This window comes from Kiloniella sp. (assembly GCF_965205715.1).
In the GTDB taxonomy this organism is placed as follows: Bacteria; Pseudomonadota; Alphaproteobacteria; order Kiloniellales; family Kiloniellaceae; genus Kiloniella.
In genome coordinates, this window is record NZ_CBDBHW010000012.1 from 35,544 (window position 1) to 50,870 (window position 15,327).

Below are 15,327 nucleotides of genomic sequence, written 5' to 3' on the forward strand. Positions count from 1 at the left end.
TTTTGAAATTATGGAGAAAGATCAATGCCTTCAGCCGTCGCCCTCGTCCCCGCCGCAAAGCCCGAAGAAGCCTTGGCCCACTTTGAAAGACGCCTGCGTTTGGAAGCTGATTGTTGGGATACCCACTATGCCCTGACCGAGCAGATTCAAGACTTTGTGCTTTTGGACGTGCGCTCCCCCGACCTCTATAGTCAGGGCCACATTCCAAAGGCGATAAACCTACCGCACGGTAAAATCATCGCTCGGAAAATGAGGGATTACCCTGACGACACCCTGTTTGTGGTCTATTGCGCCGGCCCTCACTGCAACGGCGCCAACAAAGCCGCCGTACGCCTGGCAAAGCTCGGCTATCAGGTCAAAGAACTGATCGGCGGCGTGGAAGGCTGGAAAGATGAAGGCTTTGAGTTGGCATCAAACACCTAAAACCAGACAGTCTGTGCCAAAATAACAAAGGCGCCTCACTTAAAGTGCGGCGCCTTTTAAAAAATAAGATTGTGAGCTGAACCTAAAGTCCCTGTAGGCGCTCGACAACAAGCAGAGCAACAGCTTCTTTATCGCCTGGATTAATCAGCGCATGGTCACAATCTGCCGGATAACGGGCCGTGCCCCCAACCTCAACGGTATCGCTCTCTCCCGCTGATTCAACTTCCAGCCGGCCAGACAGGACCGTTAAATGTTCTCGCGTACCCTCCACATGCGGCGCTGATCGCAAGGCACCGCCGGGCTCAAACGTGAGCTCATACCACTCGCACAGGGCGGCGCTCTCTACGGGTGAGAGAATACGCATAACGCAGCTTCCGTCTGGGCTCGACATGGTGGGAGTCAAGTTTGCGGGCACGACCTCCACCTTGATCACTTCAGGCTCTCGCGGGGCGCCCTCAAGAAGCTCATAGATATCCATGCCGAAGCTTTGCGTCAGGCTCCAAAGTGTTGCAAAGGTCGGATTGGCTTGGCCGCGTTCGATTTGCGATAGCATGGATTTGGAGACACCGGAAAGCTTGGCGAGCTGATCCAAGGTCAGCTTCTTTTCTTTACGCGCATCACGAACCTTGTCGCCGATCTGCGGAACGCCCTTGCGATTAGCTGCCATCGATATTTACCCTTGAAGTCGGCCTTAGTGGAAATTCCAGCATAGTGGATTTAAATTATGGAAGCCAGACGGGAAATTTTTGAGCAATTATTTAGAGGTTTCCAATACATACTGTCCTCCCCAGTCCCTCAGCGCCAACAAAATGGGGCGAAGTGTATTCCCCTTTGAAGTCAGGCTATATTCCACCTTCGGCGGCACCACAGGATAAACCTCGCGATGCACCAGACCATCCTGTTCCAGCTCTCTCAACTGCTTGGTCAACATGCGCTGGGTTATGTTTCCAATATCCCGTTGCAGTTCGCTAAAGCGTTTTGTGCTCTCTAACAAATGATAAAGGGCAACGCCCTTCCACTTGCCACCAATAACTTCCAAGGCCGCCTCTACAGGGCAGCCTTCCGAGCAGTTGTAATTATCAAATCTCATGGCTTACAGTATACTTTATGTGGGTATAGCACAAATTTGTGCGTACTTGTTAATATGTCATCTAAGAAATATATGTTTACCTCAACAGAAACCCAATAAGAAATTAAGAGAACAACATGTCAATTTTAACCATCGTAGCCAACATTCATGCCAAATCTGACAAAATTGAATTGGTACAAACCGAGTTAACTAAGCTTATTGAAATCACCCGGGCTGAACAGGGCTGTATTCAATACGATCTCCATCAAGACAATCAAAACCCGGCGCATTTCATGTTCTTTGAAAAGTGGCAGAGCCGAGAGCTTTGGCAAACCCATATGAACGCCCCCCATCTAGCCGCTTATATGGCAGCTACCGATGGTGCCGTTGAGAGCTTTGCCCTCAACGAAATGACACAGATCGGTTAAGAATCTCATTGCCCCGATTTCAATAGTTTCATTGCCTTACCCAAATAGAAAAGGCATGAATAAGGGTAGAATAGTTATCTACACAGAAGCAGGGAAAACAATGCAAATCGTAACAACTGATTCCGTCGAGGGAAAACGTATCGTGGCCTATAAAGGCATCGTCAGCGGAGATGCCATCGTCGGCGCGAACTTTATCAAAGACTTCTTTGCCAAAGTCACTGATGTCCTCGGCGGCCGCGCTGGGGGTTATGAAAAGGCTCTCCGCGGTGCAAAAGAGCACGCGATGAACGACATGATCGAACAAGCGCAATCTACTGGCGCCAATGCCGTTATCGGTGTTGACCTCGATTACGAATCAATCGGCGGCACCATGCTTATGGTAAGCGCAAACGGCACTGCCGTGGTACTTGAAGACGCTTAGGGCACCTTACCTACTTATGATTTGAAAAGGCCCCGTATTTACGGGGCCTTTTTGGTTTTAGATCAACTTGTTAATCAAAGCAGTGTCAGCAAAAGAGGATTTAGGCCTCACAGCTGAGACATCCACTGATCAGAAACAATCTTTCCGGCTTCGTAATCATCGACACCCAGAATAAGCTGGTTATCGTGATCACTATACAAAACCTCAATATTCACTCCCGCTGCAGCCATTAACCCCGTAAGCATGCCGAGTTGGCCAGGAACGGCTTGTTTAAGCCTCTGCACGAGCACTTTGCGACAGGTGACAACCGTTATGCCAACGCCCTCTAAAGCGGCCCTTGCGGCTTCGCCGTCCTCAAACAAAAAATGCGCAACTCCTTGCCCTTGCACAACCCAGGCGCCACCGCCCTCGACACTAACTTTCGCTTCACCAAGGGCGCGCCCCATAAGCGCCAAAGCACCAGGGTTGTTATCCAAATTTATTTCAAGATCATACATCTGTCATCTCCTCACCACCGTGAACCATTTTGCTGTCTTGTGGAGCATCACCCCTTCTTGTCATGGAATAATCACGACTGACATCCGCCATGCAAAGACGGTAATCCTTAAGCAAACGCTTGCGGCCTAAAGCCTGTACCCGCCTGTGTTGTGGGGTATTTCGCCAAGCGGTGACCGCCTCTTCATCTTCGAAGTAACCAATGGAAACAAACTTTCCAGGCTCGGTTTTGCTTTCAAACCGCTCGATTGAGACAAAACCCTCAATCTCTTTCAGATGAGGACGCAGATCCATCGCCTCCTTGAGATATTCATCGTAAAAGTCGTCCTCTACCCGGTATTCAAAAACCATAACAATCATAAAAGCTCTCCTCTGAGTTTCTGTCCCTCAGATAGCATAAGATTTCAATGAAATGGTACGCTTGCGAACGAACTATGAAAGACAGCACCGGGAAGACAAGCCATAAAAAAAGCCAGCTGCAAAACACAGCTGGCTTTTTCTTAGAACCGTCTCTTTACGAGAAACGGAGATATCAGGTCACGCCCTTAAGAAGAGACCATGTTCTTCAGCTGGCGATTGGCAACCGCTAACATGGCATAGTCGGGCTTACCCGCGGCGTTAAGCTCCGCAAGGATCTGCTCTGTCCGATTAACCAATGGTTTTTTCGATTCAGCCCATTCCTTGATCGCCGCCTCAACCCGGTCGACCTTACCTGCATCCTCAAGAACCCGCGCCGTAAGCTCTCCCTGATGACCATAGAGATCATCAACAATGGCTGTAACAGCAAGCTTGTCCCATGCGGATTCACTTGGAAGACGTGCCGCAGCACTGCGCAGCCAGTCAAAGCCATAACGCTCCCCAATAGAGAAGTAAGTGCTGCCAACAGTATCCACCGGCATCTTCAAGGTTTGTGCCAGGCGTACGATATCACAAGCAGGCGTCAACAGGCGCAAACCTGCGATCCGTTTGGCGATATCTGCAGGCACACCCTGTGAAGTGAAGTTCTTGATTTTATCCTTTAGGAGTTCGGTATTCTCTTTGGAGAGAAGCTTCTCCAGATGATCAGAGATTGTCGAAACTTCCTTCACATATGCCCCAACTTCCTTACTGATATTGAGAGGATGCGCACCATGACGAAGGAACCAAACCGTGCCCTGTTCGATCAAACGGCCACATTCAGCAAGTAATACTGCCTGTAAAGAAGCAGGTGCCTTATTATCTAACCCTTCGATCAATGCAAAAAGATCATCCATACCAAAAACTTCGCGGGCAATGGTATAGGCCCGAGCGATGTCACAGGCGGCCATACCGGTTTTTTCCTGCACCTCATAGGCAAAGATAAGACCCACCCGATTGACCATGTCATTGGTGACTGCAGTGGCAATTATTTCCCGCCGTAGACGGTGTTGCCCAATTTGCTTTGCGAATTTCTTACGCAAAGGAGCCGGGAAATAATCGATGAGCGTATCTTCCATGTAGGGATCATCCGGAAGGTTTGACACCAGGAGCTCATCATAAAGCGAAATTTTGCTATAAGACATCAATGTCGCAAGCTCTGGCCTTTCAAAACCCACCCCCTGCTTCATACGCTCCATAACCATTTCATCATCCGGGAGGAATTCAATGGCTCGGTTGAGGAGATCTTTCTTTTCCAGTGAACGCATGTAACGCGCAATACGATCGAGAAGACGCCCACCGATATTCGCGGTAACCGAAATTGCCTGACTTTGCAGATAATTATCGCGAAGGACCTGCTCACCAACTTCATCCGTCATACTTTCCAACAGCTTATCACGCTGCTTACGCGTCATATCACCATCGGCTTCAACAGCACCGAGTAGGATCTTGATATTCACTTCGTGGTCAGAACAATCGACCCCGGCAGAGTTATCAAGGAAATCAGCGTTAACCCGGCCACCATTTTGAGCAAACTCAATACGTCCTTGATGCGTCACACCAAGATTAGCGCCTTCGCCTATAACCTTACAGCGCAACTGCTTACCATTGATACGCATGGCATCGTTGGCACGATCTCCTGCCTCGCCATGGGTTTCGCCTGATTGCTTAATGTAGGTACCAATGCCCCCGAACCACAGAAGCTCAGTTTCAGATTTCAACATCGCCCGCATCAAATCAATCGGCGCCAGTTCATCTTCGCTGATATCAAATAAGGTTTTCATTTCCTTACTGATCTTCAGTGATTTTGCCTTGCGGTCAAAGATACCACCGCCTTTGGAAATCAGTTTGGCATTGTAATCCGTCCAGGATGATCGAGGTAGATCAAACAAGCGCTGACGTTCGGCAAAACTTTTTGCAACATCCGGATCCGGATCAACAAAGATGTGAAGGTGGTTAAAAGCACCCACTAACTTGGTTTGCTCTGAAAGTAACATACCGTTACCAAAAACATCGCCGGACATATCGCCAACGCCAATGGCCGTGAAAGGCTCGTTTTGGATATCTTTACCCAGCTCTCGGAAGTGACGTTTAACGGATTCCCAAGCGCCCTTGGCGGTAATTCCCATTTTCTTGTGGTCATAACCAGCTGACCCACCAGAAGCAAAGGCATCGTCCAACCAAAAACCGTAATCGGCAGAAACACTATTCGCAATGTCAGAGAACGTAGCCGTTCCTTTATCTGCGGCAACAACAAGATACGGGTCATCACCATCACGACGAATAACACGCTCTGGCGGAACAACTTCACCGCCAACAAGGTTATCTGTTATATCGAGTAAGCCACGAATGAAGGTCTTGTAACATTCGATCCCGGCTTCAAGAAAAGCTTCGCGGCCTTCAGAAGCTGCCGGAGGGTTCTTCATCACAAAACCGCCCTTGGAACCAACTGGCACGATGACAGAGTTTTTAACCTGCTGTGCCTTTACCAGCCCCAGAACCTCTGTCCTGAAATCCTCACGCCGATCAGACCAGCGCAAGCCCCCACGGGCAACAGAACCAAAACGGAGATGAACCCCCTCAACATCCGGGCTGTAAACAAAAATTTCCCGATAGGGGTTTGGCAGGGGAAGATCGGTAATTTTTTGTGAATTTAGCTTGAAAGAAAGGTACTTTTTAAAGTCCCCTTCTTCATCTTTCTGCAAGAAATTCGTCCGCAGGGTACATTCGATCACATTGCGGAATCGGCGGATAATTCTGTCTTCATCCAGATTACTGACTTTTTCCAGTAATGAATTGATCTTCTTGTTGGTATCTTGCGCCAATTGATCATCGCGCTCCGTACCTTTACCCATAAACCTGACCAGAAAAAGATCAACCAGAAGACGGGTAATTTGGGGGTTACTGGCAAGCGTCTGTTCCATATAAGCTTGGGAGAACGGAATGCGTGCCTGGAGCAAATACTTACAATATGCTCTCAGTATCGTAACTTCACGTACCTTCAAGCCAGCGCCCAGTACCAAACGATTAAAGCCATCATTTTCCATCCGGCCATGCCAGACAGAAGAAAAGGCCTCATGAAATCCTTCCCTAAGAGTACTAATGGAAATATCCAATTCATCGGATAAGACCATATTAAAATCATGCATCCACACACTTTCACCGGTTTCTGCCGAGTGGAAGTGGTAAGGAATCTCACTAAGAACCTTCAACCCCATGTTTTCCAGCATCGGCAAAACATCTGATAGGGGGACAGGGTTATCAGTGAGGTAGATTTTAAAGCGTACCTGCTCCGGATCAGCACCGAGTGGTCGATAAAGGTTCATGGCAAGGCCATCACCTTCAAGAGCATCTTCCGCCTTTGTGATATCGAAAACCGCATCGTTTTCGTTGAAGTGTTCCTGATAGTTAACCGGGAATGAAGCACCGAGACGACGCATTGTGCGTATGCCCTGCTCTTCACCGCGCCCTTCGATCAAGGCTTCTTCCAGGCGGTCCTGCCAAGACCTACCCGCTTCTGCAATACGGGTTTCTAGTTCCTGGACGTCGACATCTGGAAGCTGCCCCCGGGTTGTCTTGACGATAAAATGTACCCGAGCAAGAGCCGTATCAGACAAATGAGTGAAGAAGGCACTAATCTGTCCATTATATGCCTTGCAGAGAATGTCACCGACAGTGCGTCTGAGAGCCGTATCAAAACGATCTCGTGGAATGTAAGTCAGGCAAGAAATAAATCGCTCGAAGGGATCTTTGCGTACAAAAAGCGCAATGCGGCGACGTTCTTGGAGATGTAAAATACCGTGAGAGATATCAAAGAGTTCATCCGTAGAAATCTGGAAGAGCTCATCACGAGGATAGGTATCAAGGATATGTGCCAGACCCTTGCTATCATGGCTGCCAGGTTTAAAACCTGACTTGCTCAGCACTTTCTGCACCTTGTGACGTAGTAAAGGAATATCACTTGGTGAACGGGCATAAGCCGTTGACGTTAAAAGTCCGGCAAAGAGGATTTCGCCTATGACCCTTCCCTTACTGTCAAAACGCTTAACCGCAACAGTGTCCATATGCACAGAACGGTGAACCGTGGAGCGCCTGTTCGCCTTGGTAATTCGCAACAATACGGGTTGCGTCATAAAAGAGCGTACTTCAGCAGGCAGAGATCCAAAATCCCTAAGGCCGTCAAAGACGTGAACATCAATATCACGCAGAACACCCAGAGAATTCGGCTGAACCTTCAGTATTGAATTGGTACCTGTGCCTTCAAATTCGTATTCACGATACCCCAGAAAGGTGAAGTTATCCTGGTTCATCCACTCGAGGAAATCTATCGATTCCATAATTTCCCCCTCGGAAAGAGCCGGAGGGGATTTCTTCAAACCACGGATGACTTCATCCATATTTTCGAGCATGGAGGGCCAGTCAGCGACGGCAGCTTTTACATCCGCAAATACGTTCGACAACTCATGAGCTATTTGAGTATGACTTTCAACGACTTGCTCGCTGATTTCAATGTGTAGCAAAGATTCAGTAAGGATTCCTTCCCCACCACCATTGCAATTAAGCGCGCTGATTTTTCCTTTTCCATCACGAATGCAGGTAATTACCGGATGAATAATAAGGTGAACCTCTACATCCAACCTTTCCAACGCAGATGTCACCGAATCAACCAAAAACGGCATATCGTCATTGATAACTTCGATAATGGTATGGGACGATTTCCACCCGTGCTCTTCGGGCCTCGGATTATAAACCTTTACCTTGGTTTCACCTGCTTTTCGTTGCTGTAACTGCCCCCAAAGTGACAGAGAAGAACCGAAAAGGTTATCTGGTGTCTCTTCCTTCAAATCATCCGGAGGAACATTTTCATAAAAAGTCCTGACAAACTGCTCTACCATTGGTGCTTTAGCTGCACTTATTTTTTTATGAACCAGTTCGACTACTTTTTCGATACATTCAGATGTCGTGTCGATGCCATGAATGGCCATTGCTCTTTCCTCGGACCGCTGTCGCTTATTAATTATTAGGTTATTGCTCTATTCGACGTCCCCACCCCTGGTCCGCGCCAAAAGGCGAAGGACAAAACCACGTTAACCTATTTAAAAATCAATGTTAGTAAAAAATGCGTCGCTCACAGGATATTTTTTCAATACTTATTAAACCGTAAATACTTTTGAAAATTATTCACCTATAGATTGCTAATAAAAGTGACTTATTCCCTTTGTTATGAGAACAAAAGAAGCTCATTGAATAGTTCTATTTCTGCTATGGACTAAAACAATCAATTTTTCATACGCCTCTATACAGATTCGACCTGGCACTTATCGACTTTATCGATTCCAGGCCGAGCATCGTAAGGCCAATAATCGTTGTCTCAGTACTGGATTCAATCAAAGGACCTAATCTCTCCCCAAAATCTCCATATTTCAGGACTACTTTCTGATCTAAAGACATCCAATTCGAGGGAGAGAGTCACCGAATAGATTACGGACAAAGCTTGCACGTATTCGCGAGAAGGAGTAACTGTATGAACATGTATCGGATCAAGAACGAAACATATACGCGAATGTTCACGAGCACGCGAATGACCGGCGGCATGAAAATGTCGACGCCCATATCTACGCCCGCTCGTTTGAAATTACGCTCTATGAGATCCGATTATGAATGCTTCCGTACTATCCCTAGCGCATAACTGTCCTAACTCCGACAAATCTGTTCGACTTTATATTTGTCTTGGGTCACAGCCCTTGGAACCCCTTATAAAGCTACTTAAAGACCGGGGTTACAACCCGTCAATAGAACAGCCCGAAATTCAACCGGTCTCGGATGGTAAAGGTCGATACTGTATTCTTATTGAAGCAGATATTGATCCGCACTGGATGACACCATTTGCCAAATGGTTGATTAAAAAAACAAAACTTGAGGCTCTTCAAATCGAGCTAGAAGATTCCACAGGCAAGATTATAGCAGGGTGTAATCTTTATGGCGCGGGTAGCAGTAGCTTCTGAAGTACGGGATCAGACAGGATTTTTGGGCAACGACTGTCCAGCATTGCAAGGTAAAGAAACAGATTACTCGATTCAGCCTTTAATGCAGCCTTATCCTCTACCCTTAAACTTTGTCTGCGCACCAACCGCGTAAAGGGTTCTTGCAAACTGTCCGGTGTCTTTTCCAATGCGAGATCTGTAGCGCATAGACAGTGGTGTTCCATCTTGAGAGCATTCTCGGCACCTATTTTCCGGCCCAACTCGGTCACGCAAAAATCAAGGGTTTCTTCACGACCAAGGTCCTCAAAAGCATAAGCATTCTTTTGAGGAATCACCCCGACCGCAACAATAAACAAAAGTGTGAAAAGAAGGCTCTTCTCCGCTTTGTTGAGTAGAAAAAGATGCCGACCGCCAAGTAACCTGTTGATATGTATGGTTTCTGATAACTTTACATAGAGCAGGTATATGACAATCAACATCTCGCAGCATATTTTAGGCCTCAAAGGGCAACGTGTAAATGAAATTAAACTGGATGACGGCGGTGTTAAGATTGTCATTCACTGCAGCCGAGACGCGCGTAGGAGGGCTATAGACCCTGCTACAGGCCAGAAGGGAAGCATCAACCAGCATGTCCGCCGACAAGTAAACGACATCCCCCTTTTTGGGTATCCTTGTGTGGTCGAGATTGAGCTGGCGCAGGTTTATATTAACAAGGGCGAACGCCGCATTGAGGGGTGTGATTTTGTTGATAAAGGGTGCCGTTTCACTCACCGATTTTGCCGACTGATCAGTGGATTATGTCGGCATATGTCTATTCAAGCGGTTTCCAGACATTTGGATATACGATGGGAAACGGTCAAGAATATCGACAGGGCATACCTTATTGAAACTCTCCCTACGCTTGATCCTGCAGAGCTAACTGGCTTGGAATATATTGGTGTAGATGAAGTTGCCCGGGCGAAAGGTCATGACTACATGACGGTGGTCTACGATATGGTTGGCGGTCATCTGATCTGGGTTGAAGCAGGCCGAACTGCCGAGGTTTTTTCAAGGTTTTTGAAACAACTGCAACCAGATACAGCCTGCAAAATAAAGGCCGTAGCGATGGATATGGGGCCTGCCTACCAAAAGGCTGTCAGAGAGTCCTTGCCGTTGGCCGACATAGTATTTGACCGTTTCCACGTCATGAAAAACTACAGCAAAGCTATCCATAATCAGCGTCGACTTGAGTTCAGAAAGGCCGATCCAAGTGGTAAAGAGTTGATGAAAGGGACACATTATCTGTTGCTCAAAAATGCGGATAAGTTGAGTGAAAAACAAAGTGACAAGCTGCAAAGGTTGCTGGAGAGCAATAGCAACCTGAATGCACTTTACGTCTTGAAAGAACAGCTTCAGCTGCTGTGGAGTGCCGCTTCATTTGAGGCGATGGCGGAGCAACTGGAACGTTGGTGCCTGATAGCAGATCAGTCACAGATGCTCTATCTAAAAAAGTTCGCGAAATCCCTACGGAAACATTGTGTGGGCATCTGCAACTACGCCAAACACAAGCTCACAAGCGCCAGGATAGAGGCTGGTAATGTCAGTATAGGAATGATCCGTAAGCGAGCCAGAGGCATCAAGGATACCGAATACTTCAAACTCAAAATTAGACAATCATCCATTCCAGATAATCAATCTATGCTCTATTTGAAATCCTAAATCTACTCAACAAAGCGGAGAAGTGCCGTTGTGAAATCTTCCACAAATTTTCCAGTTAGCGATTTAGTTTTTATTTTTGCTCGTGTCAGGTCCGGGAATGACAAAAACTTATTGTTTCGATCAACTGCAAAGACATACCCGTTAATTTCTTCAGATACTGTGCTCAAGAAATCGCGAAGACTAGCCAGCCTTAGGTCTATGGTTACAACACCGTCATGTTTGTCCCTAGTTCTCATGGAGACGGAGCAGGTAACCATCGGCTCAAATGAGTAGGGGTCAACATAGGATTTTGACCAAAAACATTGATTTTTATGGGCGAAGCGTAAAGGTACATACCATTCTTCATTGTGATAACCCAAGCCTTCTGGGGTATTGTAGTCATCGTAATATTTTAAAGTTCCATCAGGGCTACGCCCCCAGAAAAAACTACGTCGCTCAATCGTTTGGTCAAATTGATAGGGCTCAGGCCATATACCACCACCAGCAATAACTGAGCCGAAATCGTTCTCACCCAGCAAATGGGGAAATATTTCGTAGTAACTTTTCTCGTCGTGAGGAAGGGTCTCACCAAGGTGGCTTATGGCGCGCGTCAGTGTTTCTGTCTTCTCTAAATGTTTGCCAAGCTCTGCAACAAGCCTTGCCCCGGTTTCTTCAGTTATCAAACGGTTTTTTTCGATTAAAATTGGTTTGATAATGATCTGGAAGATACTGATAACAGCAATAATTATCGCGAGGGAAACGCATACAAATCCGACAGTCATCTTGAACTGTAGGCTTTGCTTCCAACTTACACGCCAAGAAGCGTTCCCCTGTTCTTTGGCAGTTGTTGTGTCATTCGGCTGTTGAGTATCCAAGGATCCATTCCAGAAGAAATATGTCGGTGGATAAATAAGTTATCAATTAATGATAAGGGTGCGGGATTAAAATTCTATTTATAGGTGAGGTGCAGCTCTGGTTAGAAATTTGAAGGTAATTAAATAAGACGTGATTATCAAAAAATAGAAGGGCTAATAAGATTAAAGGTCGTCAGATAAATCATCTGCGACCCTTAACCTAATAGGACAAGAATTTGTGTATGGAATGTTGATTTCTGAGGAGGGCCTCGTACCGGAGGTGGGGCCGATGGCGCAATGAAAGCCGGGTCAGAGTAATCAAGCCAAGTCGTCAAATTGGTGATATCATATCTCTGCGAGATGGGATCACTGACGGGTAGAGGAGCAATCGTTACTGATGCCAGTGAGCAAGCAGGACAGGATATATCCAAGTTGCTTTCGATCGGTTGGCCTTCCTCGCCTGAATTCAAGGAGAGGATTCTTAATCCAGTTGGCGTGCAGATAATAAACACGTCTGTTAAATCTGCATCAGGATCAAGGGTCGGATTTGCCCAGCTTTGTTCCAACGGTACAATGAGCTGTAGAATCAGGGACAGTGCTGCAATAAGAGCAAACAAAGGGTGACGTGCGTTAAGGCGAGGTGAGATGTCGCCTCTTAGCTTTCCCCTTATGTTTATTTTCTCTGGCAAACGTGGATCCCTACAAATTAATTTCAGGGCTTTGAAATCGGAATACTTATTCCAAAGGTCACTGATATTTATTGAGATGGCTGACCTGCTCGGTGTGAAATTATTTAAGCCAATCATTCCAATAATGTAAATTTAGAGGGCTCGCTGGGAGCAAGCATTGATATTGATCAATGATGTCTTCCTATTGTCATGACTTATCGGTAAAAGTTATCAGAGATAATTGCAGATCAAAAAGAGTGCTTAATTTGTCAAAACTGAAACATTCTCCAGTACTTTGTATTGGTGCCGCCCATTGGGATGTGCGTTCGCAAAGCCGGGAACCGGTTCGAAGAGGAACCTCAAACCCTGTTTCTGTGTCACGATATCCAGGGGGTGTTGCTCATAATGTTGCAGTAAATTTATGCCGCCTTGGCAGTTCTACCGGATTGGTTAGTCGCTGGGGGCAGGATGTCGCTGGAGATGCATTGCAGTCCCTCTTAACAGATACAGGGTTAAACGTTATCTCCTTGCCCAGATCAGAACTTTGTCCAACGGCTACCTATACCGCTGTGTTGGAACCTAGCGGTGAGCTCGCCTTTGGCTTGGCAGATATGGAGATTTATGATGATTTTAACGCCGATGTTCTTGGTCCATTAAAAGATGATCTGACATCCTTCCCGATTTGGTTTGTGGACACGAATTTACCCGAAGAAACCCTGGAGGTATTGGGGATTGGCAAAAGGGGAATGGGTTTATTGCTGCGGATGCGGTTTCAGTTGCGAAATCTTCTAAGTTAATAACGATTATGGATCGCTTGGATCTTCTGTTTTGCAATTGTGATGAAGCTTCTGCATTAACCAATAAAACAATTGAAACCGAAGAAGACTTGCTTAGTGCAGGTGAACATTTGGTATCGATGGGCGCTAAAGTCGTGATGATTTCTACCGGATCTAAGGGAGCTTATTTGTTCGAAACTGGTTCGCACCAGCATTTTGAGGCAAAATCTGTCGAGGTAGTCGATGTCACAGGTGCAGGGGATGCTTTGATCGCGGGCACCTTGCATGGAATATCCAGGGGACTGGATATAAACCGCTCTCTTCAGCTTGGTCTGGCCACCGCTGCGTTCACACTGAAAAAGCAAGGTGCGACCACAGAGGACTTGCGGGAATTAAGTTTGAGCGTTATTGGCAATTCTTAATACTTAAATATTCAAAAAATTCGTTTCTAATTTAATGGCTACAATAATGAACTCTAAATTAAACAAACACCTTGTAATTGCACCCGAAGTTGCCACTGCATTGGCTCATGGACAGGCCGTGGTGGCATTGGAATCTACGATTATTGCCCATGGAATGCCTTACCCAAAAAATGTTGAAACGGCGCGGGAAGTCGAGGGTATCATCCGCAGAGAAGGAGCTGTGCCTGCCACAATCGCTGTGTTAGATGGGGAGATTCGTATCGGGCTTGATGATGAATCCCTCGAGAAATTGGGGCGTGCGGATGACGTCGCCAAGTTATCTCGCCGCGACTTGCCCATGATTATCGCCCAAAAAGCGGATGGTGCGACAACAGTTGCAGCGACCATGATCTGTGCGGCACTCGCAGGAATTTCTGTATTTGCCACCGGAGGTATCGGAGGGGTTCATCGTGGTGCGGAAAATGATTTTGACATCTCTGCTGATTTGGAAGAGTTGGCAAAAACACCCGTGGCCGTTGTTTGTGCCGGGGCAAAATCGATACTGGATCTTCCAAAGACGCTCGAATTTTTGGAAACAAGAGGTGTTCCTGTGATTGGGTATAAGACCAAGCAATTCCCAGCATTCTATTGTCGAGAGAGTGGCCTTGAGGCGCCTTTGTCTGCCAATAATCCTGAGGCGATTGCTGCCATGATTTCTGTTCAAAATGACCTTGGTTATCAAGGGGGGGCGGTTGTTGCTAATCCTATTCCTGAAAGCCATGCTATGGACAAGGCAGAGATGGATCAGGTTATCGCTACTGCCCTTGCGAGTGCCGATGCTGAGGGTGTGATAGGTAAAGCCATCACGCCTTACCTTCTTGGCAAAATAGTTGAGCTAACAGAGGGGCGAAGCCTTGAATCTAACATTGAGTTGGTTAAAAACAATGCCGTTCTTGCGGCGAAAATTTCGAAAGAATTGAGTGCTTTAGTCTAAAAACTAAGTACAGAACGAAACAGCGTCGAAAGATCTCTGATCCAACGGCGTTGTTTTTTACTTGAATAATGAACGATGTTCATTATTGTAAAGGTAAGCTTATTTTAAAGAGGAATAATTATGGCGCGGCGTGTGGATCACAGTCATGAAGAATTAGGAGAGATGATACTCTCTGCTGCGTGTGAGCTTGTTGAGGCTGGAGGGAGTTCCGCGTTGACGGCCCGAAAAGTAGCCAACACTATCGGCTACTCTCCAGGCACGATCTATAACATATTTAATAATTTGGACGACCTGATACTGCGCCTTAATGGAAGAACACTTGAGCGGTTATATTTGCATTTACCAAGACCGGATCCGGATAAGTCAGTTGAAAATAATTTTGACGGGCTTTTGCGCGGCTATTTGGAATTTGTCGAACAGAACAGGAATCTGTGGCGCATTCTTTTCGATCATAGGCCATCAACCGAAGAAGAACTGCCGGAGTGGTATAATGATAAGGTATCAAAGCTACTGGGGTTAATTGATCGCGTAATAGAGCCTCATGCCCCAGATATTCATCAAAATGAACTCCGAGAAATATCCGCGGCTTTATGGGCCGGTGTACATGGAATTATTTCTCTGGCCGATAGTCGTAAACTAGAAGTTGTTTCTACTGCAGCTCCTCTCGATTTATGCCGACTACTGGTAAGGAGCTTTTTATCGGGCCTTACCAATACGGTTAAAAGTTAAGAGTGCCATGAG

Annotated in this window: 17 protein-coding genes; 9 read left to right on the forward strand and 8 right to left on the reverse strand. The window is 46.6% G+C overall.

Translation table 11 applies throughout. From position 1 onward, the window contains the following. Window positions 1-24: 24 nt before the first annotated feature. Window positions 25-423, forward strand: coding sequence for a rhodanese-like domain-containing protein (locus ACOGW3_RS10460; RefSeq protein WP_419902917.1), 399 nt, complete (start codon window positions 25-27; stop codon window positions 421-423). A gap of 82 nt (window positions 424-505) precedes the next feature. Here the strand turns inward: ACOGW3_RS10460 and ACOGW3_RS10465 are convergent, their stop codons facing one another. Further along, window positions 506-1,090 carry a helix-turn-helix domain-containing protein gene (locus tag ACOGW3_RS10465; RefSeq protein ID WP_419902918.1) on the reverse strand — a complete coding sequence of 195 codons (585 nt, stop codon included), beginning with the start codon at window positions 1,088-1,090 and terminating at the stop codon, window positions 506-508. Window positions 1,091-1,177: 87 nt separating this feature from the next. Next, the gene (locus ACOGW3_RS10470) at window positions 1,178-1,513 is read right to left on the reverse strand and encodes a winged helix-turn-helix transcriptional regulator (RefSeq protein ID WP_419902919.1); all 336 of its coding nucleotides are present in this window, start codon (window positions 1,511-1,513) and stop codon (window positions 1,178-1,180) included. Window positions 1,514-1,629: 116 nt separating this feature from the next. On the opposite strand from ACOGW3_RS10470, the gene ACOGW3_RS10475 reads away from it, so the two are divergent. Together ACOGW3_RS10475 and ACOGW3_RS10480 are read left to right on the forward strand one after the other, a co-directional pair. Then, the gene (locus ACOGW3_RS10475) at window positions 1,630-1,920 is read left to right on the forward strand and encodes a putative quinol monooxygenase (protein WP_419902920.1); all 291 of its coding nucleotides are present in this window, start codon (window positions 1,630-1,632) and stop codon (window positions 1,918-1,920) included. A gap of 100 nt (window positions 1,921-2,020) precedes the next feature. Further along, window positions 2,021-2,341: a YbjQ family protein gene (locus ACOGW3_RS10480; protein WP_419903034.1), complete on the forward strand. Its 321-nt coding sequence runs from the start codon at window positions 2,021-2,023 to the stop codon at window positions 2,339-2,341. A 107-nt stretch (window positions 2,342-2,448) separates the two neighbouring features. Here ACOGW3_RS10480 and ACOGW3_RS10485 read toward each other — a convergent pair whose 3' ends face one another. The 3 genes from ACOGW3_RS10485 to ACOGW3_RS10495 form a co-directional block, all read right to left on the reverse strand. After that, window positions 2,449-2,838, reverse strand: a complete 390-nt coding sequence (locus ACOGW3_RS10485) for an amino acid-binding protein (protein WP_419902921.1) — start codon at window positions 2,836-2,838, stop codon at window positions 2,449-2,451. After that, the gene (locus ACOGW3_RS10490; RefSeq protein ID WP_419902922.1) at window positions 2,831-3,196 is read right to left on the reverse strand and encodes an antibiotic biosynthesis monooxygenase family protein; all 366 of its coding nucleotides are present in this window, start codon (window positions 3,194-3,196) and stop codon (window positions 2,831-2,833) included. Before ACOGW3_RS10490 ends, ACOGW3_RS10485 begins: the two co-directional genes overlap by 8 nt. Before the next feature lie 185 nt (window positions 3,197-3,381). Beyond that, complete coding sequence (locus ACOGW3_RS10495) at window positions 3,382-8,217, reverse strand: NAD-glutamate dehydrogenase (RefSeq protein ID WP_419902923.1); 4,836 nt, start codon at window positions 8,215-8,217, stop codon at window positions 3,382-3,384. 759 nt (window positions 8,218-8,976) lie between these two features. Here ACOGW3_RS10495 and ACOGW3_RS10500 point away from each other — a divergent pair. Further along, entirely contained in the window at window positions 8,977-9,237 is a 261-nt protein-coding gene (locus tag ACOGW3_RS10500) for a hypothetical protein (RefSeq protein ID WP_419902924.1), read from the forward strand. Here the strand turns inward: ACOGW3_RS10500 and ACOGW3_RS10505 are convergent. After that, window positions 9,210-9,695, reverse strand: a complete 486-nt coding sequence (locus ACOGW3_RS10505) for a hypothetical protein (protein WP_419902925.1) — start codon at window positions 9,693-9,695, stop codon at window positions 9,210-9,212. The two genes, ACOGW3_RS10500 and ACOGW3_RS10505, sit on opposite strands and share 28 nt — an antisense overlap. Here ACOGW3_RS10505 and ACOGW3_RS10510 point away from each other — a divergent pair. Beyond that, a complete protein-coding gene (locus tag ACOGW3_RS10510; RefSeq protein ID WP_419901077.1) occupies window positions 9,682-10,914 on the forward strand; it encodes an ISL3 family transposase in 1,233 nt (410 codons plus the stop codon). The genes ACOGW3_RS10505 and ACOGW3_RS10510 overlap by 14 nt on opposite strands. A gap of 2 nt (window positions 10,915-10,916) precedes the next feature. Here ACOGW3_RS10510 and ACOGW3_RS10515 read toward each other — a convergent pair whose 3' ends face one another. Further along, the gene (locus ACOGW3_RS10515; RefSeq protein ID WP_419902926.1) at window positions 10,917-11,768 is read right to left on the reverse strand and encodes a cache domain-containing protein; all 852 of its coding nucleotides are present in this window, start codon (window positions 11,766-11,768) and stop codon (window positions 10,917-10,919) included. A 194-nt stretch (window positions 11,769-11,962) separates the two neighbouring features. Further along, window positions 11,963-12,436, reverse strand: coding sequence for a hypothetical protein (locus ACOGW3_RS10520; RefSeq protein ID WP_419902927.1), 474 nt, complete (start codon window positions 12,434-12,436; stop codon window positions 11,963-11,965). A 245-nt stretch (window positions 12,437-12,681) separates the two neighbouring features. On the opposite strand from ACOGW3_RS10520, the gene ACOGW3_RS10525 reads away from it, so the two are divergent. The 4 genes from ACOGW3_RS10525 (at window position 12,682) to ACOGW3_RS10540 (ending at window position 15,315) form a co-directional block, all read left to right on the forward strand. Then, window positions 12,682-13,212 carry a PfkB family carbohydrate kinase gene (locus tag ACOGW3_RS10525; protein WP_419902928.1) on the forward strand — a complete coding sequence of 177 codons (531 nt, stop codon included), beginning with the start codon at window positions 12,682-12,684 and terminating at the stop codon, window positions 13,210-13,212. Window positions 13,213-13,220: 8 nt separating this feature from the next. Further along, the gene (locus tag ACOGW3_RS10530) at window positions 13,221-13,613 is read left to right on the forward strand and encodes a PfkB family carbohydrate kinase (protein WP_419902929.1); all 393 of its coding nucleotides are present in this window, start codon (window positions 13,221-13,223) and stop codon (window positions 13,611-13,613) included. Window positions 13,614-13,659: 46 nt separating this feature from the next. Further along, window positions 13,660-14,586 carry a pseudouridine-5'-phosphate glycosidase gene (locus tag ACOGW3_RS10535; protein WP_419902930.1) on the forward strand — a complete coding sequence of 309 codons (927 nt, stop codon included), beginning with the start codon at window positions 13,660-13,662 and terminating at the stop codon, window positions 14,584-14,586. A gap of 120 nt (window positions 14,587-14,706) precedes the next feature. After that, the gene (locus tag ACOGW3_RS10540) at window positions 14,707-15,315 is read left to right on the forward strand and encodes a TetR/AcrR family transcriptional regulator (protein ID WP_419902931.1); all 609 of its coding nucleotides are present in this window, start codon (window positions 14,707-14,709) and stop codon (window positions 15,313-15,315) included. Window positions 15,316-15,327 lie beyond the last annotated feature (12 nt).